Genomic DNA, 25,280 nt, shown 5'->3' on the forward strand with positions numbered 1-25,280 from the left:
GCTCAATAATCAAGCACGACCGAACCAGGCCAACCCAGCGATGAGCACCACACAGCCCTCCGCCATGATCACCAGCGGTGCCGGTGCCGCCCGCGTGGCCCAGCTCAAGGCGCAGCCGCGCAAGCAGGGCGAGGCCTCGTTCTTCTTCTACGACGCGCATTTCAAGAACGCCGCCGTCAAGATCCTGCCCGGAGAGTACTTCGTCGACACCGAGGACATCCTCGTGATGACCACCCTCGGCTCCTGCATCGCTGCCTGCCTCTGGGACCGCCACGCGCAGATCGGCGGCATGAACCACTTCATGCTGCCCGAGGGCACCGGCGACTCGGGCCGCTATGGCTCGTTCGCAATGGAACTCCTGATCAACGAGATGATGAAGCGGGGCGCCGCCAAGAGCCGCATGGAGGCCAAGATCTTTGGTGGCGGCGCGGTGATCGCCGGCATGAACACCATCAACGTCGGCGAGCGCAACACCAACTTCGTTATCGACTTCCTGAAGCTGGAGCGCATCCCCATCGTCTCCAAGGACGTGATGGACGTGTACCCGCGCAAGGTCTGCTTCCTGCCGCACAGCGGCAAGGCCATGGTCAAGCGCCTCGCGCCCACGAATACCGACGCCCTGGTCCAGCAGGACAAGGCCGCCGCCCAGAAAGCCCAGCCGGTCGTGGCCACCGGGGGCTCCGTCGATCTGTTTTGACCCGCATCGCGGGGGTAGAGAGAGTAAAGAAAATGGCCAAGACCACCGTCGTCGTCGTCGACGATTCCGCCCTGGTGCGCAGCATCCTGACCGAGATCATCAACCGCCAGCCCGACATGGTCTGCATTGGCGCTGCCGCCGACCCGCTGCTGGCCCGCGAGATGATCCGCAACCTCAACCCCGACGTGATCACGCTGGACGTCGAGATGCCCAAGATGGACGGGCTCGACTTCCTCTCGCGCCTGATGCGCCTGCGGCCCATGCCGGTGGTGATGGTGTCCACGCTGACCGAGCGCGGCGCCGAGGTCACGCTGAAGGCGCTGGAACTCGGCGCCATCGACTTCGTGGCCAAGCCCAAGATCGGCGTGGCCGATGGCATTCGCCTGCTGGCCGACGACATCACCGACAAGATCCGCATCGCCTCCAAGGCCCACATCCGGCGCCACGTTGCACCGGCGCCCGCAGCGGCGGCGGCGCCCGGCGCTCCGGCTGCGGCACCGAAGCCGGTCACGGTCAGCAGCATCGGCCGCATGTCCACCGAGAAGATCATCTTCATCGGCGCCTCCACCGGCGGCACCGAAGCCACCAAGGACGTGCTCGTCAACCTGCCGGCCGACTGCCCGGCCGTGGTGATCACGCAGCATATGCCGCCCGGCTTCACCAAGAGCTATGCGGCGCGGCTTGACGGCCTGTGCAAGATCCGCGTGAAGGAAGCCACCGATGGTGAGCGCATCCTGCCCGGCCACGGCTACATCGCGCCAGGCGGCTTCCACCTGAGCGTGGAGCGCTCCGGCGCCAACTACATCGCCCGCGTGCAGGATGGCGAGCCGGTCAACCGCCACAAGCCTTCGGTCGAGGTGTTGTTCCACTCCGCGGCCCGCGTGGTCGGCCCAAATGCGCTCGGCATCATGCTCACCGGCATGGGCGCCGATGGTGCCAAGGCCATGAAGGTGATGAAGGACGCCGGCTCCTACAACTACTGCCAGGACGAGAACACCTGCGTCGTCTTCGGCATGCCGCGCGAAGCCATTGCGGCCGGTGCAGCCGACGAAGTGCTGCCGCTGCAACAGATCGCTCCCAAGCTGATCGAGCGGCTGCGCGCCACCTCGGGCATGTCGCTCAACCGGGTCTGACTCAGGCAGCGTCAGCGGTCTCAGCGGTCTCCGCAACAGCTGCGTAGACCGGATCACCGAAGACGAAGGTGGCGGCCTGGATCAGGCCGTCCCGCACTTGGTAGATCGCCAGCATCTCGGCCCGCCCCGGTCCCTTGGGATAGTCACGGCTGATCTCCTCATGGTCGATCACCGAATGCCCGATCACGCGCCGCGAGATCAGCCGCGCATGCAGGCGAGGATCGGTGAAGCGGACAGCGATTCTTTCACCCAGGGCTGCATGGCCACACGCCAGCAGCCGGCCGGGGTGCTCGTACTGGCAGGCGTCTTCTGCATAGGTGGCAAGCCAGGCTTGCAGATCGCGGGCGTTGTAGGCGTCGAGCTGGGCTTGGACGACTTGCTCGGGGCTGAGGCTGGACATGGGGCGCTTGTCTCCTTGAGAGGCTGGGTGGTGGTGAGGGATTCCTGGCGATCAAGCCGCGCCAGGTGCGCCTCGTAGCCGCTGTCGGTCAGTGCTTCGGCACGCGAGGCCACCAGCAGGGCCGACACCAGGGCGACGGCCACCACGATCAGCATCGGCGTCAGCCGTGGCGCGGGTGTGTCGACAGGGCAATGGCAGCAGGCGTTCATGGCGATCTCCTTGGATGCTGGTCATCTTATTGACCCAGCAAGTGCACAACAAACGCTTTATCCTTGCCATCTTGGTAAGAAAATCTACACAACCATGAGCCGTCTGCCGCTGCAGTACCTGGCCGCCTTCCGGGCCGCCGCCGCCACCGAGAACCTGCGCGCCGCCGCCGAGCGGCTGAACCTCACGCACAGCGCGGTCAGCCAGCAGATCCGGGCGCTGGAAACCCAGCTGGGCTTTGCACTGTTCGAGCGCCAGGGCCGACGCATCGTGCTCAACGCCGCCGGCCATACCTTGCGGGCGGGCGTCGAGCGGGCCTACGTGGAGCTGGAGCAGGCCCTGCAGGCGGCCCAGGCCCTGCACGGCCAGACCCAGCGCAGCCTGCGCGTGACGGTGCTGCCCTCCTTCGCCCAACGCTGGCTGATGCCGCGCCTCGGCCGCTGGCATGCGCGCCATCCGGAAGTGGCGCTGGAGCTGAATGCCTCACAGGCCGTGGTCGACCTGGAGCGCGACGGCTACCACCTGGCCCTGCGCCAGGGCCGGGGCCCCTGGACGGGCCTGATCAACGAGCCCTTGTTCGAATCGACCTTCCTGCCCGTGGCCGCGCCGGCGCTGGCCCATCGCCTGATCGGCAAGCCGGTCGAAACCCTGGCTTGCGAATCACTGCTCGGCGATGCCGGCATGTGGGTGAGCTGGTTCGAAGCCGCCGGCAAGCCGCAGCGCCATATCGTGCCCATGGCCAGCTTCAACGACGCCGGCCTGCTGCTGCAAGCGGCCGAGCAAGGCATGGGGATCGCGCTGTGCCGCGAGTTGCTGGCGGCCGACGCCCTGTTGGACGGCCGCCTGGTCCGGCTCGCCCACCATTGCTGGCTGGATGGCGAGCAGCGCGGCTACCATCTCGTCTACCCGCCGGGGCTGAAGGATGATCCGGCGCTGCGCGCCTTCTGCGACTGGCTGAAGTCCGAGATCGCGCTGTCGAGCTCCGCGCTCAGTGGCCAGCCAGAAACAGCGCCTGCAGATCGCTGAGGAAGTCGAAGCCGCGCGGCGTGGCCGCCAGGCGCGACACATCGTCGACCATCAGGCCCTTCGCCCTGCCCTGCTCCAGCGCCGTGGCAATGCTGGTCATGGGCAGGCCGGTGCGCTCCAGATAGCTGACCAGGGGCACGCCCTCGGCCAGCCGCAAGGCATTCAGCATGAACTCGAAGGGCAGCTCGCTCGCCAACACCTCGTTCTCGTTCGATAGGGCCGCGCCGGCCATGGCCTTCTGCATGTAAGTGGCCGGCTCGCGCCAGCGCACCTGACGCAGGATGCGGTGCGGGAAGGACAGCTTGCTGTGGGCGCCCGCGCCGATGCCGAGGTAGTCGCCGAACTGCCAGTAGTTCAGGTTGTGCTGGCAGCGATGGCCGTCGCGCGCATAGGCCGAGACCTCGTAGCGCGAGAGGCCCAGGGCGCCGGTGCGCTCGGTGATCAGGTCCAGCATCTCGCTGGCCAGGTCCGGGTCGGGCAGGTCCTTGGGCGTGTCGACCGCGAAGCGCGTGTTCGGCTCGATGGTCAGGTGATAGACCGAGAGATGCGGCGGCTTGAAGCTCAAGGCCTGGTCCAGCTCATGGCCCAGTTCCTCCAGCGTCTGACCGGGCAGCGCATACATCAGGTCGATGTTGAAGGTCTCGAACGCTTCGGCCGCTTCGGCAATTGCCGCCTTGGCCTGCTCGGCGTTGTGCACGCGACCGAGGCGCTTGAGCTTCTCGTCGTCGAAGCTCTGCACGCCGATGGAGAGGCGCGTCACGCCAGCCTCACGGAAGCCCTTGAAGCGCTCGCGCTCGAAGGTGCCGGGGTTGGCCTCCAGCGTGATCTCGCAGCCCGGCTCCAGCGGCAGGCGGGCGCGCAGGTCCGAGATCAGCTCGGCGATCTGCGCCGGCGCAAACAGGCTCGGCGTGCCGCCACCGATGAAGATGCTGACCACCGGCCGGCCCCAGATCTGCGGCAACGCCGCTTCGAGATCGGCACGCAGTGCGGCCAGATACTCACGGGCCACATCGGCCGGCAGCTCGCCGCCTTGGCGCCACTCGTGGGAATTGAAGTCGCAGTAGGGGCACTTCTTCAGGCACCAGGGCAGGTGCACATAGAGCGCTAGCGGCGGCAGCGCGGGCAGCGTCAACTGCCCGGGGCGCATCAGCTTGATGACATCAGCCATGGGGAAAGCTCAATTCAGCCGAGATGCCAGGCCTGGCGCATTTGTTCAGCCAGGTCGGCGGACGCGAGCGCGCGATGGCTCAGCGCATTCTTCTCGGCACTCGTCAGTTCGGCCACGCTGCGGCCCAGCGAAGGAATGAACATCAAAGGGTCGTAGCCAAAACCGCCCTCGCCCGCCAGCGCAGGCAAGATCTGACCCTGCCAGCGGCCCATGGCGATCAAGGGCTCCGGATCGTCGGCAGAACGCACGGCCACCAGGGCGCAGACGAAGCGCGCACGGCGGTCTTCAACGCCGGCCAGCTTCTCCAGCAGCACCGCGTTGTTCTCGACATCGCTCTTGGGTCGGCCGAACAGCGTGGCATAGCGCGCCGACAGCACGCCCGGTGCGCCGCCCAGGGCCTCGACCGCGAGACCCGAGTCGTCAGCCAAGGCCGGCAGGCCGCTCTCGCGCGCCGCATGCCGGGCCTTGGTCAAGGCGTTCTCAACGAAGGTATGGAACGGCTCCTCGGCCTCGGCGATGCCCAGCGAGCCTTGCGTCAGCAGTTCGACGCCCAGCGGCGCGAACAAGGCCTGCAGCTCCTTGAGCTTCTTCTCGTTGTTCGAGGCGAGGAGCAGCTTCATGGACCTCAAGCCTTCAATGCCGCCTGTTGGGCGGCGAGCAGCTCGCGGATGCCCTTGTCGGCCAGGTCCAGCAGCGAGTTCATCTCGGCGCGGGTGAAGGCCGCGCCCTCGGCCGTGCCCTGCAGTTCGACGAAGCCGCCGCTGCCGGTCATCACGACGTTCATGTCGGTGTCGCAGGCCGAGTCTTCGGTGTATTCGAGATCCAGCAGCGGCGTGCCGTTGACGATGCCGACCGAGATCGCGGCCAGGCCGTCGCGGATCGGCGAGGCCATGAGCTTGCCCTGGGCGATCAACCAGTTCACGGCGTCCTGCGCGGCCACGAAGGCGCCGGTGATTGCCGCTGTGCGCGTACCGCCGTCGGCCTGGATCACGTCGCAGTCGATCGCAATGGTGCGCTCACCCAAGGCGGCCAGATCGAACACGCAGCGCAGCGAGCGGCCGATCAGGCGCTGGATCTCCTGCGTGCGGCCGCTCTGCTTGCCGCGCGCGGCTTCGCGGTCGCCACGGGTGTGGGTGGCGCGGGGCAGCATGCCGTACTCGGCCGTGACCCAGCCCTCGCCCGAGCCCCGCTTGTGCGGCGGCACCTTTTCTTCGACCGAGGCCGTGCACAGCACCTTGGTGTGGCCGAACTCGACCAGCACCGAGCCTTCGGCATAGCGGGTGTAGTGGCGCGTGATGCGCACGGGGCGCAGCGAATTGGCCGCACGGCCGTCGGAGCGCAGCGGCTTGGAAATTTCGGTCATCGGAAATCCTTTGGAGAGTGGCGCGGGGCAGCGTCAGCTTTTCTTCTGCTTGGCCGTGCGTTGCTGGATCGCGTCCTGAATCTCGCGCACGCTGCGCTCGATCTCGGCTTCGTCCAGCTCTTGGGGTCGTTCGGCCGTGGCCGGGGACTGGATGGTGGAGGCGAACTCATCGTCGCCGAGCTGCTGGGTGGACAGCGATTCGCTTTCCTGCCCATCGTCCTCGGCTTCGTCAGCGCCTTCCCACTCCACCGCGAGGGCGGTGACATTGTCGCAGCGCGGCCCGCCGTTGCGCAGGGCCAGCTCGACCAGCTCAGGCACCGAGTCGGTGATGGCGCGCGCGGCCAGCTGCTCGGTGATGATGTCGTCGGCCACCGTGCCCCAGAGGCCGTCGGAGCACAGCAGCAGGCGGTCGCCCGGCTCCAGCACCATGGGGCCATGCAGGTCGACCATGGGCTTGCCCGGGCTGCCCAGGCAGGTGAACAGCACATTGCGATTGAAGCGCTCGCCGGCCGGCGTCATGCGGCCGAGCGCGTCCTGCAGTTCGCTGTAGGAGTGGTCGCGCGTGCGGGCGACCAGCTTGCCGCCGCGCACCAGGTAGAGCCGCGAATCGCCGCAATGGGCCCAGAAGCATTTATTGCCCTGGATCACGCTGGCCACCACAGTAGAGCGAGGCGTGTCGGGCAAGCCCTTGTCGGCCGAGTAGCGCAGCAGCTGGTGGTGCGCGGCGAGCACGGCGTCGGCGAGGTAGGCGCTGGGGTCAGGCAAGCCGGGCTTGGCATCGCGCTGAAACTGCAAGGCCATGGTCTGCAGCGTCAGCTGCGAGGCGACCTCGCCCTCGGGGTGCCCGCCCATGCCGTCGGCCAGCGCAAACAGCCCGGCATCCCGGGTGTAGCAGTAGCCCATGCGGTCTTCGTTCTTCTCTCGCCCTCCGCGCCTGCTGACCTGGTAGACGCTGAACCTCACGCCTTGGCTCCGGACTTCAGGTTCTCCAACTGCAGCTTGAGCCGCTCGCTGAAGCTCAGCTTGGTGTAGCGGCGCTCGGTCTCACGGCCCAGCTCCTTCTGCAGCGCAAAGACCGACTGCGGGCGCGACAGCGGGTCCAGCGACATGCACCACTCGGTCACCTCGATCAGGTTGTCGGAGTAGACGTTGCGCAGCCGCGAGAGGCTCAAGGAAAGCCGGTCCTTCTCGATGCGCTGCGGCGCATCGTTGGGCGGATAGCCCTGCATGCAAGCGTAGATGCAGGCGCCGATGGCGTAGATGTCGGTCCAGGGGCCGAGGGCACCGTCGCGGCGGTACATCTCGGGCGCGGCGAAGCCGGGCGTGTACATCGGGCGGATGAAGTTGCCTTCCTTGGACAGCACTTCGCGCGCCGCGCCGAAGTCGAGCAAGACGGCCTTGTTGTCGTTGGTGATGAAGATGTTGGCCGGCTTGATGTCCAGGTGCAGCATCTTGTGCTGATGGACGATGCGCAGGCCGCGCAGGATTTCGTCGAACAGGCTGCGGATGGTGGACTCGCGGAACACCTTGTCGCGCTTCATGTCGCGGGCGGTGACGATGAAGTCCTGCAGGGTGTCGCCCTGCAGGTAGTTCATCACCATGTAGACGGTTTCGTTCTCGCGCAGGAAGTTCAAGACCGAGACCACGCTCGGGTGCGAGATCTGCGCGAGCGAGCGGCCTTCTTCAAAGAAACTCTTGAGGCCCAGGCGGTAGAGCGGCTGCTTCTCGGGCTTGACGCGCGGCGTCAGTTCGCCGGGCGAGCGTTCGGCCAGCGAAGACGGAAGGTATTCCTTCAGGGCGACCAGGTGGTGCTCGGGATCTTCGGCCAGGTAGACGACACCAAAACCACCCGCTGCCAATCGCTTGATGATCTGGTAGCCCCCGACCACCGTTCCTGCCGGCAAGGGAGCCGGTTTCGGCTTTGACATAATCGAGTTTGCTTTGCTTACCGAATGCTAGATGCCAGTCTACAGCATGACGGGTTACGCCAGCGCCAGCTCGCAACCCTCCGCACGCCCTGAAACTGGGGCTCACTCCAACGCCAGCGTGACCGTCGAACTGCGTTCGGTCAATGGGCGTTTTCTCGACCTCAGCATGCGCATGCCCGAGGAGCTGCGAGGCCTCGAGCCGGCCTTGCGCGACCTCGTGTCTGCCGGCATCAAGCGCGGCAAGGTTGAGCTCCGCATCAACACCCAGCGCGAGGCCGACACAGCCTGGCCCCAACCGCAGCCCGAGCAACTCAACCGCCTGGCCCAACTGCAATCGACGGTACAGACCTGGCTCCCGGAGGCCCGCTCGCTGAGCGTCCAGGAGGCCTTGCACTGGTGCAAGAGCGGCGGCACCGCCGAGAAGCTGGACGAGCCGACGCTGGAAGCCGCACGCCGCTGCGTGAGCGGCCTGCTGGAAGCGCGCGAGCGCGAAGGCGAGAAGCTGGTGGCCGTGCTCATGGAGCGCGTGGCCCGGCTGCGCGAGCTGGCCGCCCAGGCCGAGCCGCTGGTGCCCGAGGTCGTGCAGCGCCAGCAGCAGCGTTTCCTGGAGCGTTGGGCCGAGGCCCTGGCCGGCACCGGATCGGCCCAGTCCGTTTCGGAAGATGCGTCCCGCGAGCGCGCGCTCAACGAGGCCACGGCCTATGCGATCCGCATCGACGTGGCCGAGGAACTGGCCCGCTTGCGCGCCCACCTGGACGAGATCACCCGCCTGCTCAAGAAGGGCGGCGAGCTCGGCAAGCGCCTGGACTTCCTGATCCAGGAGCTGCTGCGCGAGGCCAATACCTTTGCCTCCAAATCGGCCGCGATTGAGCTGACCAATATCTCGGTCGAGATGAAGGTCGCCATCGAGCAACTGCGCGAGCAGGTGCAGAACATCGAATAAGCAAACACAGCAAACCCCTGATGGAATATCCCGGCAATCTCTTCGTCGTCGCAGCGCCCAGCGGCGCCGGCAAATCCAGCCTCGTGAAGGCCTTGCTGGAGCTGGACTCCAAGCTGGACGTCTCGATCTCCCACACCTCGCGGGCGCCGCGCGGCCAGGAGCAGAACGGCCGCGAATACTGGTTCATCACGGCCGACGAGTTCCGTGCCAAGGTCGCCCATGGCGACTTCTTCGAATGGGCGGAGGTCCACGGCAATCTCTACGGCACCTCGCGCGCCGCCATCGAGGCCCGCATGGCCCATGGCGACGATGTAGTGCTGGAGATCGACTTCCAGGGCGCTCTGCAGATCAAGCAGCTGTTCCCCTATGCCGTGCTGATCTTCATCCTGCCCCCGAGCTGGGACGAGCTGAAGCAGCGCCTGAACCGCCGGGGCGACACCGAGCCCGCCGTGATCGAGACCCGCATGGCCAATGCCCGGGTCGAGGTGGCGCAGGCGCAGAACTTCGATTTCGTGGTCGTGAATGCGGTGTTCGACACGGCGGTTTTCGACCTGAAATCCATCGTCCACGCACAAAGGCTAAAATACGCCGCACAGCGCCGGAACCGCTCCGCCGTCTTCCGAGCCTTGGATCTGCCCTGATCCGTCCTGAACACCTCACCCTGGAACACACAAATGGCCCGCATCACCGTTGAAGATTGCCTGACCAAGATCCCCAACCGCTTCCAGCTGGTGCTTGCCGCAACCTACCGCGCTCGCATGCTGAGCCAGGGCCACACGCCCAAGATCGAGAGCAAGAACAAGCCGGGCGTGACCGCCCTGCGCGAGATCGCCGCCGGTGAAGTCGGCGTCGAGATGCTGCGCAAGGTGCCGGTCTAAATCCGCACCAACGCCGCTGACGGGCACCTTCGGGTGCCCGTTGTCGTTTCTGCGTTGGCCCTACGCCCGGAGCGCAGCGCGGCATCGGTTAAATTCGAACCATGGGTCTCCGATCGTTTGCCGTTGCACGCCTGCCTGCCGCCTTGACCGGGCTGACCGCCCTGCGCGCGCCTCCCGAGCCCACGCCGGCCGAGGCCGCCAGCTTCGATGCCCTCGTGCACAAGCTGAACTACCTGCCCAAGGCCGACATCAAGCGGGTCAAGGAGGCCTACAAATTCGCTGACGAAGCCCACCTCGGCCAGTTGCGCGCCAGCGGCGAGCCCTACATCACCCACCCCATCGCCGTGGCCGGCATCTGCGCCGACTGGCGGCTCGATGCGCAGGCCATCCAGGCCGCGCTGATGCACGACGCCATGGAGGACTGTGGGGTCACCAAGATTGAGCTGATCGAGAAGTTCGAGGCGCCCACCGCCGAGCTGGTGGACGGACTGACCAAGCTGGACAAGCTGCAGTTCTCGACCAAGGAAGAGTCGCAGGCCGAGTCCTTCCGCAAGATGCTGCTGGCGATGGCGCGCGACGTGCGGGTCATCCTGATCAAGCTCGCCGACCGCCTGCACAACATGCGCACGATGGAGGCGATGGCGGCCAACAAGCAGCGCCGCATTGCCCGCGAGACGCTGGACATCTATGCCCCAATCGCCCACCGGCTGGGCTTGAACGAGATTTACCGCGAGCTGCAGGAGCTCTCGTTCAAGTTCATCCACCCCTGGCGCCATGCGGCGCTGAGCAAGGCCATCGCCAAGGCGCGCGGCAACCGCCGCGACCTGGTCTCGCGCATCGAACGCGACGTGCTGAAGGCGGTCGGCGCCTCGGAGCTCAAGGTTGAAGTGCACGGCCGCGAGAAGACGCTCTATTCGATCTACAAGAAGATGCGCGACAAGCACCTGAGCTTTGCCCAGGTCAGCGATATCTTCGGCTTCCGTATCGTCGTGGCCGACCTGCCGCATTGCTACCTGGCGCTCGGCGTGCTGCACCAGCTCTACAAGCCGCAACCGGGCCGCTTCAAGGACTACATCGCCATCCCGAAGCCGAATGGCTACCAGTCGCTGCACACGACCCTGGTGAGCCCGCTCGGCACGCCGGTGGAGTTCCAGATCCGCACCGAGACCATGCACATGGTGGCCGAGAAAGGCGTGGCGGCGCATTGGCTCTACAAGAGCAACAGCCAGCATGCGCAGCAACTGGGCGCGCATTGGCTGCAGTCGCTGCTGGACATCCAGGACGAGACGCGCGACGCCAACGAGTTCCTCGAGCACGTCAAGATCGACCTGTTCCCGGACGCGGTCTACGTGTTCACGCCCAAGTCCAAGATCATGGCCCTGCCCCGCGGCGCCACGCCGGTGGACTTCGCCTACGCGATCCACTCCGACGTGGGCGACCATTGCGTGGCCGCACAGATCAATGGCGAGCCCGTGCCGCTACGCACCGAGCTGCACAGCGGCGATGTGATCGAGATCGTCACGGCCGAGAGCGCACGCCCGAATCCTGCCTGGCTCAGCTTCGTTCGCACGGGCCGGGCAAGATCCAAGATCAGGCACTTCCTGAAGAACCTGGAGCAGGAAGAATCGCGCGAACTCGGCCAGAAGATGCTGGCCCAGGCCCTGCGCGCCGAGGGCCTCGCCCTGCCCAGCCTGGACGACGAGAACCAGCAGGCCGCCCAACTCTGGCAGCAACTGGCCCGCTGGGCCGGCAACCGCCATGTGGACGAGCTGCTGACCGAGATCGGCCTCGGCCGCAAAATCGCCACCATCGTGGCCAAGAAGCTGGCGCGCATGCTGGCCGACCAGGGCGAGCGTCCCGATGCGGTCACACTGACGCTGGGCCGCTTCGCGACCGACGACGCACCGGCCCAGGGCATGGTGATGATCGACGGCAGTGAAGGCGCCTCCGTGCGCCTGGCCACCTGCTGCCGCCCCATCCCGGGCGACGACATCAAGGGCTACCTCGGCCGCGGCGAAGGCCTGGTGGTGCACACGGCGGAATGCCAGGTCGGCCGCCGGCTGTTCCAGCGCGATGCCGAGCACTGGATCGCCGTGGCCTGGGCCGAGGAACTGAGCCGCCCTTTCGAGGCCGCCGTCGGTCTCCTGCTCACCAATGGCAAGGGCGTGCTGGCGCAAGTGGCGTCAGCCGTCAGTAGCGCCGAGGCCGACATCACGCACATCTCCATGGTGGAAGAACCACAAACCCGCGAGACGGCCGAGATGAGCTTGCTGCTGTCAGTGCGGGACCGACTGCATCTGGCCGACGTGCTGCGTACCTTGAAGCGCAGCGCCTCGGTCTTGCGAGTCTGGCGAATCAAGCCCTGATCAGGGCTTGGGCGCGGGGTACTTCACCTCGAGGATCTCCAGCTTCTCGATGCCGCCAGGCGTCATCAGCTGCACCTCATCTCCCTCTCGGGCTTTGAGCAGCGCTCGCGCAATAGGCGAGACCCAGGACACCTCACCGGCCAGGCTGTCCGATTCGTCGATGCCCTTGATCGTGATCGTGCGCACCTCGCCTTTGGAGTTGGCGTAGGTGACGGTGGCACCGAAGTAGATCTGGTCATTGCCATGATGGACGCTCGGGTCGGCTACCTCGGCGATATCAAGCCGCTTGGTCAGGAAGCGCAGGCGCCGGTCGATCTCGCGCAGTCGCTTCTTGCCGTAGAGGTAGTCGCCGTTCTCCGAGCGGTCGCCGTTCTTGGCCGCCCAAGACACGATCTCGACGATCTTGGGGCGCTCTTCGTCCAGCAGCGTCATGAACTCGCTGCGCAGCCGCGCATAGCCCTCGGGCGTCATGTAGTTGCGCGTGCCTTGAGGCAGCGCGGGCAGGCCCACGTCCTCATCGTCGTCGCTATCGTTTTCCTTGGTGAAAGCCTTGCTCATGGCCTGTATTGTGCTGGCAGCGACACGGGAGAACTCATGGGCCCACTGCAGGGACTGCGCATCATCGAATTCGCCGGCATCGGCCCCGGGCCCATGGCCGGCATGCTGCTGGCCGACATGGGGGCCGAGGTGATCGTCGTCGAGAGGCCGGCGGCGCTGCGCACGCTGGGCGGCGGTGGCAGCCTGAACCGGGGCAAGCGCTCGGTCTGCCTGGATCTGAAATCAGACGCCGGCCTAGATGCCGTGAAGCGCCTGGTGCAGAGCGCCGACGCGTTGATCGAGGGCTACCGGCCCGGTGTGATGGAGCGGCTGGGCCTGGGGCCGGAAGCCTTCGAGGGCAGCCATCCACGCCTCGTCTATGGCCGCGTCACCGGCTGGGGGCAGACCGGCCCGCTGGCCCAGGCCGCCGGGCATGACATCAACTACGTGGCGCTGACCGGCGTTTCAAGCATCGCCTCGCGCCCGGGCCAGCCGCCCACACTGCCCGCGACGATGATCGGCGACATGGCGGGTGGCACGATGTTTCTTGCCTTTGGCGTCGTGTGTGCGCTGCTGGAAGCCCAGCGCTCGGGCCGCGGCCAGGTGGTGGACGCCGCGATGATTGATGGCGTGGGCCTGCTCTCAGGCCTCGTGCATTCGTTGCGCGGCAGCGGTGTCTGGGGCGACGATCCGGCGCGCAATTTCTTTCTGCACCAGTCGCCGTTCTACGACTGCTTTGAATGCGCGGACGGCCGCTTCATCAGCCTCGGGGCCATCGAGCCGCCGTTCTACCGCGAGTTGCTGGCCAAGCTGGGCCTGGGCGACGTGGATCCGGCGCGCCAGTACGTCATCGACGACTGGCCAGCGCTGCGTGAGCGCGTGGCCGCGCGAATTCGCGAGAAGAGCCGTGATGAATGGAGCAGCTTGATGGAAGGCAGCGATGCCTGCTTCGCGCCAGTGCTGAGCCTCGCGGAAGCGCCGCTGCATCCGCACCAGCAGGCACGCGGCAATTTCGTCGAAGTCGACGGCAAGATGCAGCCAGCGCCAGCGCCACGGTTCTCGCGCAGCACCGCACGTCGCCCCAGCCAGGCGCCGCAAGCCGGCGAGCACACGGCCGAATTGCTGCACGAACTCGGACTCAGCGACGAGCTGATCGCCGCTGCATCGGCAGACTGAAACGCAGGGCCGCCAGAAAGCAAAAAGGCCAGCGATTGCTCGCTGGCCTTGTGCTGTTTCTTCTTGTTTTGGTGCGGCTGGCAGGATTCGAACCCACGACCCCTTGGTTCGTAGCCAAGTACTCTATCCAACTGAGCTACAGCCGCTAACTTCTTCGTGAGCCGTCTCTTCGAGATCAGCTCGTGCAGCCATACTGGCCTGCAGATTTCTTTTCTATTTTTCTTCTTCTTTCCCCAATATTCTGGTGCGGCTGGCAGGATTCGAACCCACGACCCCTTGGTTCGTAGCCAAGTACTCTATCCAACTGAGCTACAGCCGCCCGAAGCCTTGCATTCTAGCCGGATTTTTTAGGTCCTGGCAAGAAATTCACCAAGTCTTCTTCTCGAACGCCCTGCCTTTGCTTCACTGCACCGTGGCTGCGGCCTCGTGGCAGCGCGCGCGGCGTTCTACATCTCCGTCGTTGGCTGCCAGCTGAGCCAGCACCAGCCAGCTGCGCCGACGCGCCGCCAGCGGCAGGCTGCGGTCTTCGGCCACCTGCTCCAGGATCAGGCGGGCCTTGCCCCACAGCTGGCGTTCAGCGAGCGCATGGCCCAGCGCATAGCTGAGGTGAGCGTCACGCGGCCATTGCTGCTGTGCGAGCTCCAGGCGCTGCAACCATTCGGGGCCCAGGCCAGGCAGAGCCTGAACCAGCGCATCGGCCATGGCCGCACGCTCGTCGGCCGCCAGCTCAGCGATCTGCTCCCAGAAGGGGCGCAGCCAGCCACGGCCATCTTCCGGCGCACCGAAGGCCACAGCCACGCCGGCCGCACGTGCGGCCACGAAGGCATCACGCCGGTCGGCCGGGTCGAGTTGCTGCCAGACCATTCGCAGCTGGTCGGCGTCGCGCGCCGCGTCCAGCGCCTCGATGGCCAATGAGCGCAGCAAGCCCTGCGCGGCCAGCTTCGAGAAGCCCTGATGCTTGGCGAGCATGCGTGCGGTGCGCAGCGCCTCCAGCGACTGGCCGGCCATGCGCTGCGCCTGCAGCTTCAGGCGCAAGGCCTGCGTGCGCCGGCCCACACCTGGGCCGAGCTCGGCCAACAGGTTCAGCGCTCGCGCCGCATCGCGGTCATCCAGGGCCCACTCGGCGGCCAGCAGACGCACGCCGTCTTCCACGAGACGGGCCGAGCCCGGCTCGCGGCTGAGGTCCAGCGCCTGCTGCAGTTGCTCGTCGCGGCGACGACGATCTTGCAGCCGGTGCGCGCTCTGCGCGGCCAGCAGATGACTCAGCGCCAGGAAGGCGCCATCCTGGTTCAGCTCGATGGTCTGGGCCTGGATGTTGAGCGCCTTCTGCGCCGCCTTCTGGGCGCGGCCATAGCGGGCGCCGAAGAACTCGGCCAGCGCTTCGCGCAGCGCCGCTTGTGCTGTGCGGTCGCGCTGGGCCACGCGCCATTCGCGTGCACGGCGCGGCAGGCTGGTCAGGGAGTTGACGGTGTGGATCAGCGTGACCACCGCAAAACAGGTGGCCAGCAGTATCAACAGGAAGAGGTTCAGCGAGAGGTCCAGCCGCCAGCCATTCCAGTAGAAGCTCGCCAGGCCGTCATTGCTGCCCAGGGTCAGCGCGGCGATCACCGCCACGCCGAACAGCAGCACCAGCCAGATCACGCCACGCATTGGCACGTCTCCTTCAGCGGCCGGCCACGGCGGCGGTCAGGGCCGCCAGCGTGTCGTCGGGACGCGGCAGCACGACCTGGCGGGCCTGGCCCTGCACCTGGCGCAGCAGCTCATTGGCCACACTCACCTTGCGTGACTGCGGATCGAAGTAGCGCTCCAACTGCGTCTGCACGTCGCGCAGATCGGCCTGGGCTGTGTCGTACTGGCGGCTCAAGAGCGCCAGGCGGGCATTGAGCAGGCGCAGCTTGAGGTTCTCGCGCAGGAAGTAGCGCTGATCCGGTGCCAGCAGCATGGCCTCCGGATGTTCGATGCGGGTCACGCGGATCAGGCCGCGCGCCTCGCCCCAGACCATGCCCCACATCTCCTGCCAGCGCTCGTTGGCGGTGTCCACCCAGCCGCGCTCCTCGGCCTTGGTCGCCGCCGGCTTGGGCACGGGCTTGGCAGCGACGCGGCGCTCGCGCACGGCCTGCTGGGCTTCGGCCTTGTCGGCGCTGGCGATCAGCGGCAATTCATCGAGCAGGCGAGCCGCTTCGTCCAGCTTGATGGCCAGCGTGGCCACGTCAACCACGCTGACCGACTTGACGCGGTCCAGGTCGCGCACCACGGCACGGCGCACGCCTTCCATGCGCGGCTGCTTGTTGCGGGCCAGACGCTCGTCGGCCTGGCGCAGCGCGGCCACCAGCGGCTCGGCGCTGCCGGTGATGCCAGACTGCTGCAGGGCGACGCGGATCGAGGCCTCGATGTCACCGATCACGTTTTCATCGCGCGAACGCGACATGGACTGGATCAGCTCCTCCAGCTGGCTGCGTTGCAGCGCCACCTCGGCCAGGCGCGCGTCGAGCAAGGCCACCTTGGCAGCCGTGTCGCGGCTCAGCTCCTGCGCCTGGCGCGATTGCGCGCGGGCCTCGCTGGCCTCGCCCTGGCTGCTGGCCTGTCGGCGCACCAGCTCCTGTTCCAGCATCTGCAAACGGCTGTGGCTCAGCCAGGCCATCACGAGGCCCGCGAGGCCCAGCAGGGCCACGGCGGCAAAGCCCACTTGGGGCCAGGGGATGGGCTTGGCCGGCGGCGCAGCGGGGGCTGGCACGGGCTCGGCGGCGGGGGAGTTGTGGTCGTCGCTCACGGGTCAAATTGTAGGGGCCGCCCCAGGCAGTGCGCGGCAGGCCGCCGCCACGGCGGCAGCATCGGGTCGCGCCGACACGACATGGGGCCAGCCCAGCGCACGCGCTGTATCGGCAATGCGCGGATGGGTGGCAATGGCCAGCGAAACCGGCGCCGGCTTGAAGCCGAGGCTGGCCAGGTTGTGGATGGCCTCGGAACTGCTGAACAGCCAGACATGCCGGCCCGGCGCTGCCTGCACCTCGCTCAGCAAGCCCTGCTCTGCCTCATCCAACTGCGGGCAACTGCGCCGGTAGATGTGGAAAGCCTCGACCTCGGCGCCCTGCTCGCGCAACCGATCGGCCAGCCAGTCGCGCCCGCCTTCGCCGCGCAAGATCAGCGCACGGCGGCCGCGCCAATCCAAGGAAGACAGCAAGGGCCAGAGGTGTTCAGAGTCGAAGCTGGCTGCATCGGCCGGCGGCTGGCGCAGCAGCTCGGCCGGCACGCCTTGGGCCCGCAAGGCCTCTGCGCTACCCGGGCCGACGGTGGCGGCCAATGTATCGGCCGGCCAGACCTCGCCTTGCGGTCGTGCGACGAAGAAGCGCTCCACTGCATTGGGGCTGACGAACATCGCCAGCAGCGCGCCGGGCAAGCGCTGCCAGGCCGCTTGAGCGGCCCGCGGATCGCCGCCGGCTTCGATGGCAATCAAGGGCAAGGCAACCGCGGCTATGCCCTCGGCCGCCAGCCGCGCCAGCCAATCAGCACATTGGGGCCGGGGCCGCGTGAGCACCAGGCGCATGGCCACCTTCGCCGGTTTCAGGCCGCCGCCAAATAGGCCTGCGCGCCCTGGGCACGCAGGGCCTCGGCGGCCTGCTGGCCGAGCGCCCGGGCGGCGGCCTCGTCGGCCACCACCGCTTGCAGCTGAACCTTCAGCAGCGGCAACTCATGGCGCTCCGGATGGCCCAGGGCCGCGCTCAGGTGCAAGACCTGACCCTGCGGCCCCGCTGACCAGATCGCATGGGCTGCCAGCGGCATGCTGCAGCTGCCGCCCATGGCGCGCGACACGGCCCGCTCGGCCTGCGTGGCCAGCCAGGTGGGACCGTCGCTCATGGCGACCAGCCCTGCCTTCAGCGCTTCAGCATCGGCACGCACCTCGATGCCCAAAGCACCCTGCCCCGCGCAGGGAATCATCTCGTCAACAGAGAACAGCGCCTTGATGCGCGACGCCAGGCCCAGCCGCTTCAGGCCGGCGGCGGCCAACACGATGGCGGCATAGCCGCCTTCATCGAGCTTGCGCAGTCGCGTGTCCAGGTTGCCACGCAGCGGCTCGATCTGCAGGTCGGGGCGCAGGGCCTTGATCTGCACCACGCGGCGCAGGCTGGAAGTGCCGACCACGGCGCCCTGTGGCAACTCGGCCAGGCTGGCGTAGTCGTTCGAGACCAGGGCATCGCGCGGGTCTTCGCGCTCCAGGATGGCGGCCAGCTCGAAGCCGGGCGGCAGCTCCATGGGCACGTCTTTCAGCGAATGCACGGCCAGTTGGGCGCGCCCCTCTTCCAGTGCGGTTTCCAGCTCCTTGACGAACAGGCCCTTGCCACCGACCTTGGACAGCGCTCGGTCGAGGATCTGATCGCCCTTGGTGGTCATGCCCAGCAGGCTCACAGCCATGCCCCGGGCTTCCAGCAGCGCCTTCACATGCTCGGCCTGCCACAGTGCCAGCCGGCTTTCGCGGGTGGCGATCACAACTTTTTCACTCATGCGCCCATGCTAGCAGGCGGGTTGGTGCGCCCCGCTGTGGCTTCGACCCGGCGAGAGCAGGGCTTCGCTGAAAGGCAATGCTGCAGTGCAGGAGATTGATGAAGAAACTGCTACAGTCAGAATCAAGTAACTTGGTTACAGCGCCAATGCTGGCGCCGCCCCGCATCAACCCAGCTGCCGACCACCATGCCTGCCAAGCCCGCCTCCAAGCCTTCGGCCATCCCGGCCAAGAAGTCCGCCGCCGATGCCAAGAACCAGCCGCTGATGGACGACATCAGGCTGCTGGGCCGCATCCTCGGCGAGGTGATACGCGAGCAGGAGGGCCGCGAGGCCTATGAGCTGGTCGAGCGGGTGCGCAAGCTCTCGGTGGCCTTCCGCCTGAAGCGCGACGCGCAGGCCGGCAAGACCTTCGACAAGCTGCTCAAGAGCCTCTCGGGCGAGCAGACGGTCAGCGTGATCCGCGCCTTCAGCTATTTCTCGCACCTCGCCAACATCGCCGAAGACCGCCACCACGTGCGCCGCCGCGAGATCCACGAGCGCGCCGGCAGCCTGCAAGCCGGCTCGCTGGCCTATGCCATGGAGAAGCTGCACGAAGCCGGCGTGCGCCCGGCCGAGGTGGCCAAGACCCTGCAGCACGGCTTCATCTCGCCGGTGCTGACCGCCCACCCGACCGAGGTGCAGCGCAAGAGCATCCTCGACGCCGAACGCGCCATCGCCGAGCTGGTGGGCCAGCGCGACACGCTGCACACCGAGCGCGAGAAGCGCGACAACGAGAATCTGATACGCGCCCGCATCACCCAGCTCTGGCAGACGCGCATGCTGCGCTACTCCAAGCTGACCGTGGCCGACGAGATCGAGAACGCGCTCTCCTACTACCAGGCCACCTTCCTGCGCCAGATTCCTAAGCTCTATGCCGAGCTGGAAGAAGCCCTGCCCGGCCATGAGCTGAACAGCTTCCTGCGCATGGGCCACTGGATTGGCGGCGACCGCGACGGCAACCCCAACGTCACCGCCACCACGCTCCGGCATGCGCTGAAGCGCCAGAGCGAAGTGGCGCTGCGCCACTACCTGACCGAGCTGCACGAGCTGGGTGCGGAGCTGTCGATCTCGGCCCGCCTGGCCACCATCACGCCGGCCATGCAGCAGCTCGCCGAGCGCAGCCCGGACCGCAACGAGCACCGCATGGACGAGCCCTACCGCCGTGCGCTGACCGGCATGTACGCCCGCCTGGCCGCCACGCTGCACGGGCTGACCGGCACCGAGGCGCTTCGTCACGCGGTGGCACCGCAGGATCCGTATCTCTCGCCCGACGAGTTGCTGGCCGACCTGCGTGTGATCGAGGCTTCGCTGAAGAGCCACCATGCCGAGGCGCTGATCGCGCCGCGCCTGTCGCCGCTGCTGCGCGCCATCCAGGTCTTCGGATTCCACCTCGCCACGCTGGACCTGCGCCAGAGCTCCGACCAGCATGAAGCCGTGGTGGCCGAGCTGCTGGCCGCTGCCAAGGTCTGCCCCGATTACATCGCCCTCGACGAAGCCGGCCGCCGCGAACTGCTGGTCGGCCTGCTGCACGACGCCCGCCCGCTGCGGGTGATCGGCGGCAGCTACAGCGAGAAGGCCACCGGCGAGCTGGCCATCTTCGAGGCCGCCCGCGAAGCGCTGCAGCGCTACGGCCGCGAGGCGATCCGCCACTACATCATTTCGCACACCGAATCGGTCTCCGACCTGCTCGAGGTGATGCTGCTCTTGAAGGAAGTGGGCCTGCTGCGCGGCACGCTGGACGATGGCGCCGTCAGCGACCTGATCGTCTCGCCGCTGTTCGAGACCATCGGCGACCTGCGCGAGGCGCCGGTCATCATGCGCGAGTTCTATGCGCTGCCGGGCATTGCCGCGCTGATCAAGCGCAGCGGTGCTGAGCAGGACATCATGCTGGGCTACTCTGACTCCAACAAGGACGGCGGCGTGTTCACCAGCAGCTGGGAGCTCTACCGCGCCGAGATCGCCCTGGTGGCCCTGTTCGAGGAATTGAAGAAAACCCAGCCGATCACGCTGCGCCTGTTCCACGGCCGTGGCGGCACGGTAGGCCGGGGCGGTGGCCCGAGCTACCAGGCCATCCTCGCCCAGCCCCCAGGCACCGTGAACGGCCAGATTCGTCTGACCGAGCAGGGCGAGGTGATCGCCTCCAAGTACGCCAACCCCGAGATCGGCCGCCGCAACCTAGAAACGCTCGTGGCAGCCACACTGGAGGCGACGCTCTTGCATCCGACCAAGAGCGCGCCCAAGAGCTTCCTCGAAGCCGCACAAAGCTTGAGCGATGCCAGCTTCAAGGCTTATCGCGGCCTGGTCTACGACACCAAGGGCTTCGCCGAGTACTTCTTCGCCGCTACGCCGATCCGCGAGATCGCCGAGCTCAACATCGGCTCACGCCCTGCCTCACGCAAGGCCACGCGCGCCATCGAAGACCTGCGTGCCATCCCCTGGGGTTTCAGCTGGGGCCAGTCGCGCATCGCCCTGCCCGGCTGGTGCGGCTTCGGTTCGGGCGTCGAGGCCTTCCTGGGCAAGGAGCCCAAGGCGCGCGCGCAAAACCTGGCCCTCTTGCGCCGCATGGTCAAGCAATGGCCCTTCTTCAGCACCCTGCTGTCCAACCTCGACATGGTGCTGGCCAAGACCGACATCGGCATCGCCGCGCGCTACGTGGAGCTGGTCGAGGACAAGCGCCTGGGCAAGAAGATCTTCGAAGCCGTGAAGCGCGAGTTTGAGCAGACCCAGCAAGCCCTGGCTCTCATCACCGGCGAGAACAAGCGCCTCGCTGCCAACCCGGCCCTCGCGCGCTCGATCGAACACCGCTTCCCTTACATCGACCCGCTGAACCACCTGCAGGTCGAGCTGATGCGCCGCTACCGCGCCGTGCCAGCCGAAAAGCGCGCGGAAGACCCGACGATGGAGCGCGTGCAGCGCGGCATTCATCTGTCGATCAACGGGATTGCGGCGGGGTTGCGGAATACCGGTTGAGCAGGGCGCTCCAGGTCTGCTGGCGGCCCGCAAGCTTCATCGCGCGGTCCCGCTGGCCGCTTCCGCGGCTTGCCGCGCATGAGCCAGCCTCATCAGCCCCAACTCGTCGAACTTCATAAGGTCGAGCATGTCTTGCCGCAGGAGCTCGGCTTGGCAACTGCCCGCCGCCAGCTTCTCCATGGACCGCTCGTCAAAACCGAAGACCGGATGCTCGCGCAGCCATTCGCGGTTTTGCTTCAGCTCTTCGTACCGAGGCACCCAACGCGGGTCCTCACTGCCGAGTGCTCTGGCGACGGCAACGGACGTCATGCGAAGCAAGGTCGTCTGATACTCGCGGTTGTAGATGCGGTCTGCGGCAGCCAGGCAATGCCCACGCAACTCGCTGGACCTCGCCTCCTTGCAACGTCCAAGGAAGGCATGCGGCGACGCCAACTCAATGCTGAACTGCGCCTCCACCATCGCCTTGAGCTCCGCCGCTTGGCGCAGCCCCGGCGGCCCGGGCTCCGTCAGCAGGCTTTGCAGAAGGCTCATGTATCGCAGCACATGGGAAGAGTCGTCGCTCGCGCCGAGGGCACGTGCCAGCACAGCATAGACGGCGGCCTCGCCGCTGCCCTCTGGCAGGCCCGCCAGCAGCCACAGCATTGCGTCGAGGCTGCCTGGTCGTACCTGGACCCACCTGTCCAGCACCTGCTTGCAGACTGGGCTGGCGGCTTGCCGGTTGCCGCAAGCCAGCGACGCTCCCAGCCACAACACGAAGGGCTGCTCACTGCGCCTGGCCATGCCCAGCAAGTGCTCGGCCCGGGAAACTCCCTGCTCGCGTTTGTGTCGAAAACTGCCGATCTGCGTGTCGTAGCCACCCACCCGGGCGATGAGGAAATCGCTCATCGCCAGCGACTCCTCGTCCCCGCGCGCCGCCAACTGCGCCGCCCAGCGCTGCAGCAAGGCCTCGGTGCTCTCGTTCAATGCATCGAAGGCCGGCCCGGTGGGCCTGGCGGCACCGTCGTTGGAAGATCGCTCGTGAGCCGTCAGCGAAGCCTGGACCGCAGACGGGCCGCGCTCGCACCAGGCGGCGTCGTTGCGCGGGTCGAGCAGCCAGGCTTTCTGGCGCGCGGCCTCGGCTTCGCTCTGGTCAGCCTGCGCTGAGGACTGCTGGGCCAGGGCCCAGGGACTGGCCGCCAAGCCGGAGGCCGCCGAGCCCACAGGCTTCATCGCCCCCGAGTCGTCAACTGGTCCGGCGGCGCTTGACGGCCCCTCGCCGCCACCGCTCTTCAACGCGAGCAGACCCACGATCAGTGCGGCGAGCAGGCCAAAGGCAAGGCGCCATCGCTTGGTTCTCATTCCTCACTCCTCCTTGTTGTCGCGCCGGGCGTCTGATGGGCCGGGTCGCAGCTTGCTTTCCTACTTGCGGGCGGCCTGCAGCAGGCTGCGGCCGTTCTGCTGGCGGTACTTGGCTGAGAGACTGCTCACATCGAGCCCACGGGCCTTGATTTCGGCCAGCATCGCCGCGCTCTCGCTGACAGTCAGCGAGGTCTGCACCCAACGCTCGAAGACAGGGCTTTCCTTGCACCGGTAGGCCTGAAACAAGGGCTCGACGAGCATGCCGGCGGACTCGTCCTGTGACCACTGGAAGGCGGCCTCGGCCTCCTGGGCGCGCGCTTCCCAGACGGCGGCCATGGGCGGCGAGTGGCGGACCAGGGTCAGGTTTTGCATCCAGTTCATCAAATTGGCCTCTCGCAGCGTCCACAGTTTCTCGGCCAGGGCACGGCAACGCTCCCCGTCGGATCCACCGGCGCAATGCTGATTCAGGCCCCGGAGGCTCGATGCGGATTGAGCCGCATTGATGCCAATCAGGCCGAGGTCCCTGGAAAAGCGGCGTGGACCGGCCGGCAATTGCGGTGGCAGCGAGCGCAGCAAACTCATCAGCTCGCCGCGATAGCTGTTGTCGTAGCTGGCCTGCATCAAGCCGTTCAACCAGTCGTCAGACACGGGCTGACGTGATGGCGCCCCAGCCAGCCAGGCACTGAGATTGCCCGGCTCCAGTTGAGCCCAGCGCTCGCGCGGCACCGCCTGCGTACAGCCGAGCGACGGTGCGCAACTCCGCTGGGCGGCCAGGGCCTGCACAAAGCCGTCGCTGCTGCGCGATGCCCGTTGGTGCAAGCGCTGCGCTGCGGCACCAAAACGCGTCAGATCGTCGCGGCCGATCAAGGCGTCCAGAAAATCTGCTGTGGCCAGCGAGCGCTCGTCGCCGCGCTGCTTCAAGACATGGATCCAGCGCCTCAGCCAATTCTCATGCTCCTGGCTCGCCGGATCCCACTCGTAAGTCGGTCCCTCTGGCAGTTTTCCAGCCTCCAACTGCCGCATCGCCGGTGCCATGCGCTTGCAATCCGCCTCATCCAGCCGCTGCAACTCGGCGGCATCAAGGATCAAGCGGCGATCTGCCGCATCGGCCTCGCGAGTGGCCAGGCTGGCCAAGGCCCAGGCCGGGCCGTGTGTGGGCTCCTCAGCCTCGTCCGCCGACGCGCTGGCTGCGGGTTTCGCAGCGACCACTGAAGGCACTGCGCCGTGATCGACGCCCGGCCACAGGCCGACTCCAGCCAGCAGCATCAGCAGCAAGCCCGCCATAAATACGCTTCGCCATCGTCTCAATCCTCATTCTCCCGCCTCCGGCAAATGAATCATGCCGGTGTGGAAATCGTATTCGAAGACCTCACCATAACGCGCCCATTCGATGGCGACCTGCAGCACGCGTTCGGCTTCCTGCTCATCCATGCTTTCGCGCAGCAGCTTGAGGAAGGGCTCTTCGCGCAGCTGGCCGTTCGCCTCCTGCTCCAGGCTGTGGCGGATGAAGGCCGCCAGCGGCACATGGGCGAGCAATTGCTGGCCAAAGATCTCGCGGCGGAACTCGTGGTCGCCGTCCACATAGCACTGGCCCAGCGGCGAGATCAGCAGGTCGCCATGGGCGAGCGTGGCCAGCCCGAGGCGCTGCAGCGCACCGGCCAGCGGCAGCAGGTCTTCGTCGGTGAGCTCGCTCTCCTCGGCCAGCTGCGGCAGGTCGGCGCGGCCCTTGAACTGCTCGTCGGCCAGCAGTTCCAAGAGGCTTTCCATGTGGCCCACATCGGCCTCGGGCAGGCGGTCCGACAGGTGCGGCCGCACCGGCTCGGCTTGCGCAGGCGTGGCGCCGGCGGTCATCAGGCTGTAGACCTCGTCGATCAGCAGGCGCACCTCGGGGCTGTCCGGGTGGCGCGGGCGCGGCAGGGTGATGGGCAGCTCGGCACGCACGCGGCCCGGGTTGCTGGAGAAGACCAGCACGCGGTCGGCCATCAGCACGGCTTCCTCGATGTTGTGCGAGACCACCAGCATGGCCTTCGTTGGCATCTGGCCACTGCCCCAGAGCTCGAGGATCTCGTTGCGCAGGCGCTCGCCGGTCAGCACATCGAGCGCCGAGAAGGCCTCGTCCATCAGAAGCACGGCCGGCTCCATCACCAGGGCACGGGCCAGGCCCACACGCTGGCGCATGCCGCCCGAGAGTTCGCGCGGCAAGGCGCCCTCGAAGCCCGAGAGGCCAATCAGTTCGATCGCGGCAGCGGCACGGCGTTCGCGCTCGGCGGCCGCGATGCCGCGCGCCTCGAGGCCCAGCTCCACGTTCTGCTGCACCGTGAGCCAAGGGAACAGTGCGAAGGACTGGAACACCATGGCGATGCCTTCGGCCGGGCCGAACAGCGGCTGGCTGCGGTAGTGCACGTCGCCGCCGTCGGCCGGGATCAGGCCGGCCATGATGCGCATGAGCGTGGACTTGCCCGAGCCTGATTGGCCCAGCAGCGCGACGATCTCGCCCTCCTGCAGCTGGAAGTCCACATGCTCCAGCACCAGGCGCGAGCTGCCGTCGGCCGACTTGAAGCTCTTGGCCACATTCTTCAGCGCCACCAGGGTGCTCATACCGGTCTCCAAA

At 67.0% G+C, this 25,280-nt stretch carries 23 protein-coding genes and 2 tRNA genes; 9 read left to right on the forward strand and 16 right to left on the reverse strand.

Annotation, left to right across the window (positions count from 1 at the left end; all coding sequences use genetic code 11):
• Positions 1-40: 40 nt before the first annotated feature.
• A complete protein-coding gene (gene cheD / locus J7U46_RS11665; RefSeq protein WP_282825938.1) occupies positions 41-697 on the forward strand; it encodes a chemoreceptor glutamine deamidase CheD in 657 nt (218 codons plus the stop codon).
• Positions 698-729: 32 nt separating this feature from the next.
• Positions 730-1,830, forward strand: coding sequence for a chemotaxis response regulator protein-glutamate methylesterase (locus J7U46_RS11670; RefSeq protein ID WP_282825939.1), 1,101 nt, complete (start codon positions 730-732; stop codon positions 1,828-1,830).
• Position 1,831: 1 nt separating this feature from the next.
• Here the strand turns inward: J7U46_RS11670 and J7U46_RS11675 are convergent, their stop codons facing one another.
• Positions 1,832-2,230: a nuclear transport factor 2 family protein gene (locus tag J7U46_RS11675; protein WP_282825940.1), complete on the reverse strand. Its 399-nt coding sequence runs from the start codon at positions 2,228-2,230 to the stop codon at positions 1,832-1,834.
• Positions 2,231-2,521: 291 nt separating this feature from the next.
• Between J7U46_RS11675 and J7U46_RS11680 the strand changes: the two genes are divergently transcribed.
• Positions 2,522-3,463, forward strand: coding sequence for a LysR substrate-binding domain-containing protein (locus J7U46_RS11680; RefSeq protein ID WP_282826220.1), 942 nt, complete (start codon positions 2,522-2,524; stop codon positions 3,461-3,463).
• Here J7U46_RS11680 and hemW read toward each other — a convergent pair.
• The 5 genes from hemW to J7U46_RS11705 are packed head-to-tail and all read right to left on the reverse strand — an operon-like array spanning position 3,426 to position 7,922.
• Complete coding sequence (hemW, locus tag J7U46_RS11685) at positions 3,426-4,631, reverse strand: radical SAM family heme chaperone HemW (protein WP_282825942.1); 1,206 nt, start codon at positions 4,629-4,631, stop codon at positions 3,426-3,428. The two genes, J7U46_RS11680 and hemW, sit on opposite strands and share 38 nt — an antisense overlap.
• A gap of 14 nt (positions 4,632-4,645) precedes the next feature.
• A complete protein-coding gene (rdgB, locus tag J7U46_RS11690; RefSeq protein WP_282825944.1) occupies positions 4,646-5,251 on the reverse strand; it encodes an RdgB/HAM1 family non-canonical purine NTP pyrophosphatase in 606 nt (201 codons plus the stop codon).
• 5 nt (positions 5,252-5,256) lie between these two features.
• Positions 5,257-5,994: a ribonuclease PH gene (gene rph, locus J7U46_RS11695; RefSeq protein WP_282825946.1), complete on the reverse strand. Its 738-nt coding sequence runs from the start codon at positions 5,992-5,994 to the stop codon at positions 5,257-5,259.
• Between the two features lie 33 nt (positions 5,995-6,027).
• Complete coding sequence (locus tag J7U46_RS11700) at positions 6,028-6,957, reverse strand: PP2C family serine/threonine-protein phosphatase (RefSeq protein ID WP_282825948.1); 930 nt, start codon at positions 6,955-6,957, stop codon at positions 6,028-6,030.
• Positions 6,954-7,922, reverse strand: coding sequence for a serine/threonine-protein kinase (locus J7U46_RS11705; protein ID WP_282825949.1), 969 nt, complete (start codon positions 7,920-7,922; stop codon positions 6,954-6,956). Before J7U46_RS11705 ends, J7U46_RS11700 begins: the two co-directional genes overlap by 4 nt.
• A 46-nt stretch (positions 7,923-7,968) precedes the next feature.
• On the opposite strand from J7U46_RS11705, the gene J7U46_RS11710 reads away from it, so the two are divergent.
• The 4 genes from J7U46_RS11710 to J7U46_RS11725 all read left to right on the forward strand — a co-directional run bounded on the left by J7U46_RS11710 (position 7,969) and on the right by J7U46_RS11725 (position 12,109).
• Entirely contained in the window at positions 7,969-8,865 is an 897-nt protein-coding gene (locus tag J7U46_RS11710) for a YicC/YloC family endoribonuclease (protein ID WP_282825951.1), read from the forward strand.
• Between the two features lie 20 nt (positions 8,866-8,885).
• The gene (gene gmk, locus J7U46_RS11715; RefSeq protein ID WP_282825953.1) at positions 8,886-9,506 is read left to right on the forward strand and encodes a guanylate kinase; all 621 of its coding nucleotides are present in this window, start codon (positions 8,886-8,888) and stop codon (positions 9,504-9,506) included.
• Positions 9,507-9,539: 33 nt separating this feature from the next.
• Positions 9,540-9,743 carry a DNA-directed RNA polymerase subunit omega gene (gene rpoZ, locus J7U46_RS11720; protein ID WP_077036989.1) on the forward strand — a complete coding sequence of 68 codons (204 nt, stop codon included), beginning with the start codon at positions 9,540-9,542 and terminating at the stop codon, positions 9,741-9,743.
• A gap of 101 nt (positions 9,744-9,844) precedes the next feature.
• The gene (locus tag J7U46_RS11725) at positions 9,845-12,109 is read left to right on the forward strand and encodes a bifunctional (p)ppGpp synthetase/guanosine-3',5'-bis(diphosphate) 3'-pyrophosphohydrolase (RefSeq protein WP_282825958.1); all 2,265 of its coding nucleotides are present in this window, start codon (positions 9,845-9,847) and stop codon (positions 12,107-12,109) included.
• Here the strand turns inward: J7U46_RS11725 and greB are convergent, their stop codons facing one another.
• Positions 12,110-12,667 (reverse strand): transcription elongation factor GreB, encoded by a 558-nt coding sequence (gene greB, locus J7U46_RS11730; protein ID WP_282825959.1) that lies wholly within the window; start codon positions 12,665-12,667, stop codon positions 12,110-12,112.
• A 36-nt stretch (positions 12,668-12,703) separates the two neighbouring features.
• On the opposite strand from greB, the gene J7U46_RS11735 reads away from it, so the two are divergent.
• Positions 12,704-13,822, forward strand: coding sequence for a CaiB/BaiF CoA-transferase family protein (locus J7U46_RS11735; RefSeq protein ID WP_282825961.1), 1,119 nt, complete (start codon positions 12,704-12,706; stop codon positions 13,820-13,822).
• A gap of 69 nt (positions 13,823-13,891) precedes the next feature.
• On the opposite strand, the gene J7U46_RS11740 is transcribed toward J7U46_RS11735, so the two are convergent.
• The 6 genes from J7U46_RS11740 to hemC form a co-directional block, all read right to left on the reverse strand.
• Positions 13,892-13,968: transfer RNA gene (locus tag J7U46_RS11740), tRNA-Arg, on the reverse strand.
• A 96-nt stretch (positions 13,969-14,064) separates the two neighbouring features.
• Positions 14,065-14,141 (reverse strand) — tRNA-Arg (locus tag J7U46_RS11745).
• 83 nt (positions 14,142-14,224) lie between these two features.
• Positions 14,225-15,472 carry a heme biosynthesis HemY N-terminal domain-containing protein gene (locus J7U46_RS11750; RefSeq protein WP_282825963.1) on the reverse strand — a complete coding sequence of 416 codons (1,248 nt, stop codon included), beginning with the start codon at positions 15,470-15,472 and terminating at the stop codon, positions 14,225-14,227.
• A 13-nt stretch (positions 15,473-15,485) separates the two neighbouring features.
• Positions 15,486-16,592 carry a uroporphyrinogen-III C-methyltransferase gene (locus J7U46_RS11755; RefSeq protein ID WP_282825964.1) on the reverse strand — a complete coding sequence of 369 codons (1,107 nt, stop codon included), beginning with the start codon at positions 16,590-16,592 and terminating at the stop codon, positions 15,486-15,488.
• A 3-nt stretch (positions 16,593-16,595) separates the two neighbouring features.
• On the reverse strand, positions 16,596-17,366 hold the full coding sequence (locus J7U46_RS11760; RefSeq protein WP_282825966.1) for a uroporphyrinogen-III synthase: 771 nt from the start codon (positions 17,364-17,366) through the stop codon (positions 16,596-16,598).
• A gap of 17 nt (positions 17,367-17,383) precedes the next feature.
• Positions 17,384-18,322, reverse strand: a complete 939-nt coding sequence (gene hemC, locus J7U46_RS11765) for a hydroxymethylbilane synthase (protein WP_282825968.1) — start codon at positions 18,320-18,322, stop codon at positions 17,384-17,386.
• Between the two features lie 264 nt (positions 18,323-18,586).
• Between hemC and ppc the strand changes: the two genes are divergently transcribed.
• On the forward strand, positions 18,587-21,331 hold the full coding sequence (gene ppc / locus J7U46_RS11770; protein WP_282826222.1) for a phosphoenolpyruvate carboxylase: 2,745 nt from the start codon (positions 18,587-18,589) through the stop codon (positions 21,329-21,331).
• 36 nt (positions 21,332-21,367) lie between these two features.
• On the opposite strand, the gene J7U46_RS11775 is transcribed toward ppc, so the two are convergent.
• The 3 genes from J7U46_RS11775 to J7U46_RS11785 form a co-directional block, all read right to left on the reverse strand.
• Positions 21,368-22,618: a hypothetical protein gene (locus J7U46_RS11775; protein WP_282825969.1), complete on the reverse strand. Its 1,251-nt coding sequence runs from the start codon at positions 22,616-22,618 to the stop codon at positions 21,368-21,370.
• Between the two features lie 111 nt (positions 22,619-22,729).
• Positions 22,730-23,953, reverse strand: coding sequence for a hypothetical protein (locus tag J7U46_RS11780; RefSeq protein WP_282825970.1), 1,224 nt, complete (start codon positions 23,951-23,953; stop codon positions 22,730-22,732).
• A 27-nt stretch (positions 23,954-23,980) separates the two neighbouring features.
• Positions 23,981-25,267 (reverse strand): nitrate/sulfonate/bicarbonate ABC transporter ATP-binding protein, encoded by a 1,287-nt coding sequence (locus tag J7U46_RS11785; protein WP_282825971.1) that lies wholly within the window; start codon positions 25,265-25,267, stop codon positions 23,981-23,983.
• Between the last annotated feature and the right edge of the window lie 13 nt (positions 25,268-25,280).

Source organism: Pelomonas sp. V22 (genome assembly GCF_030014915.1).
Taxonomy (GTDB): Bacteria; Pseudomonadota; Gammaproteobacteria; order Burkholderiales; family Burkholderiaceae_C; genus JAUASW01.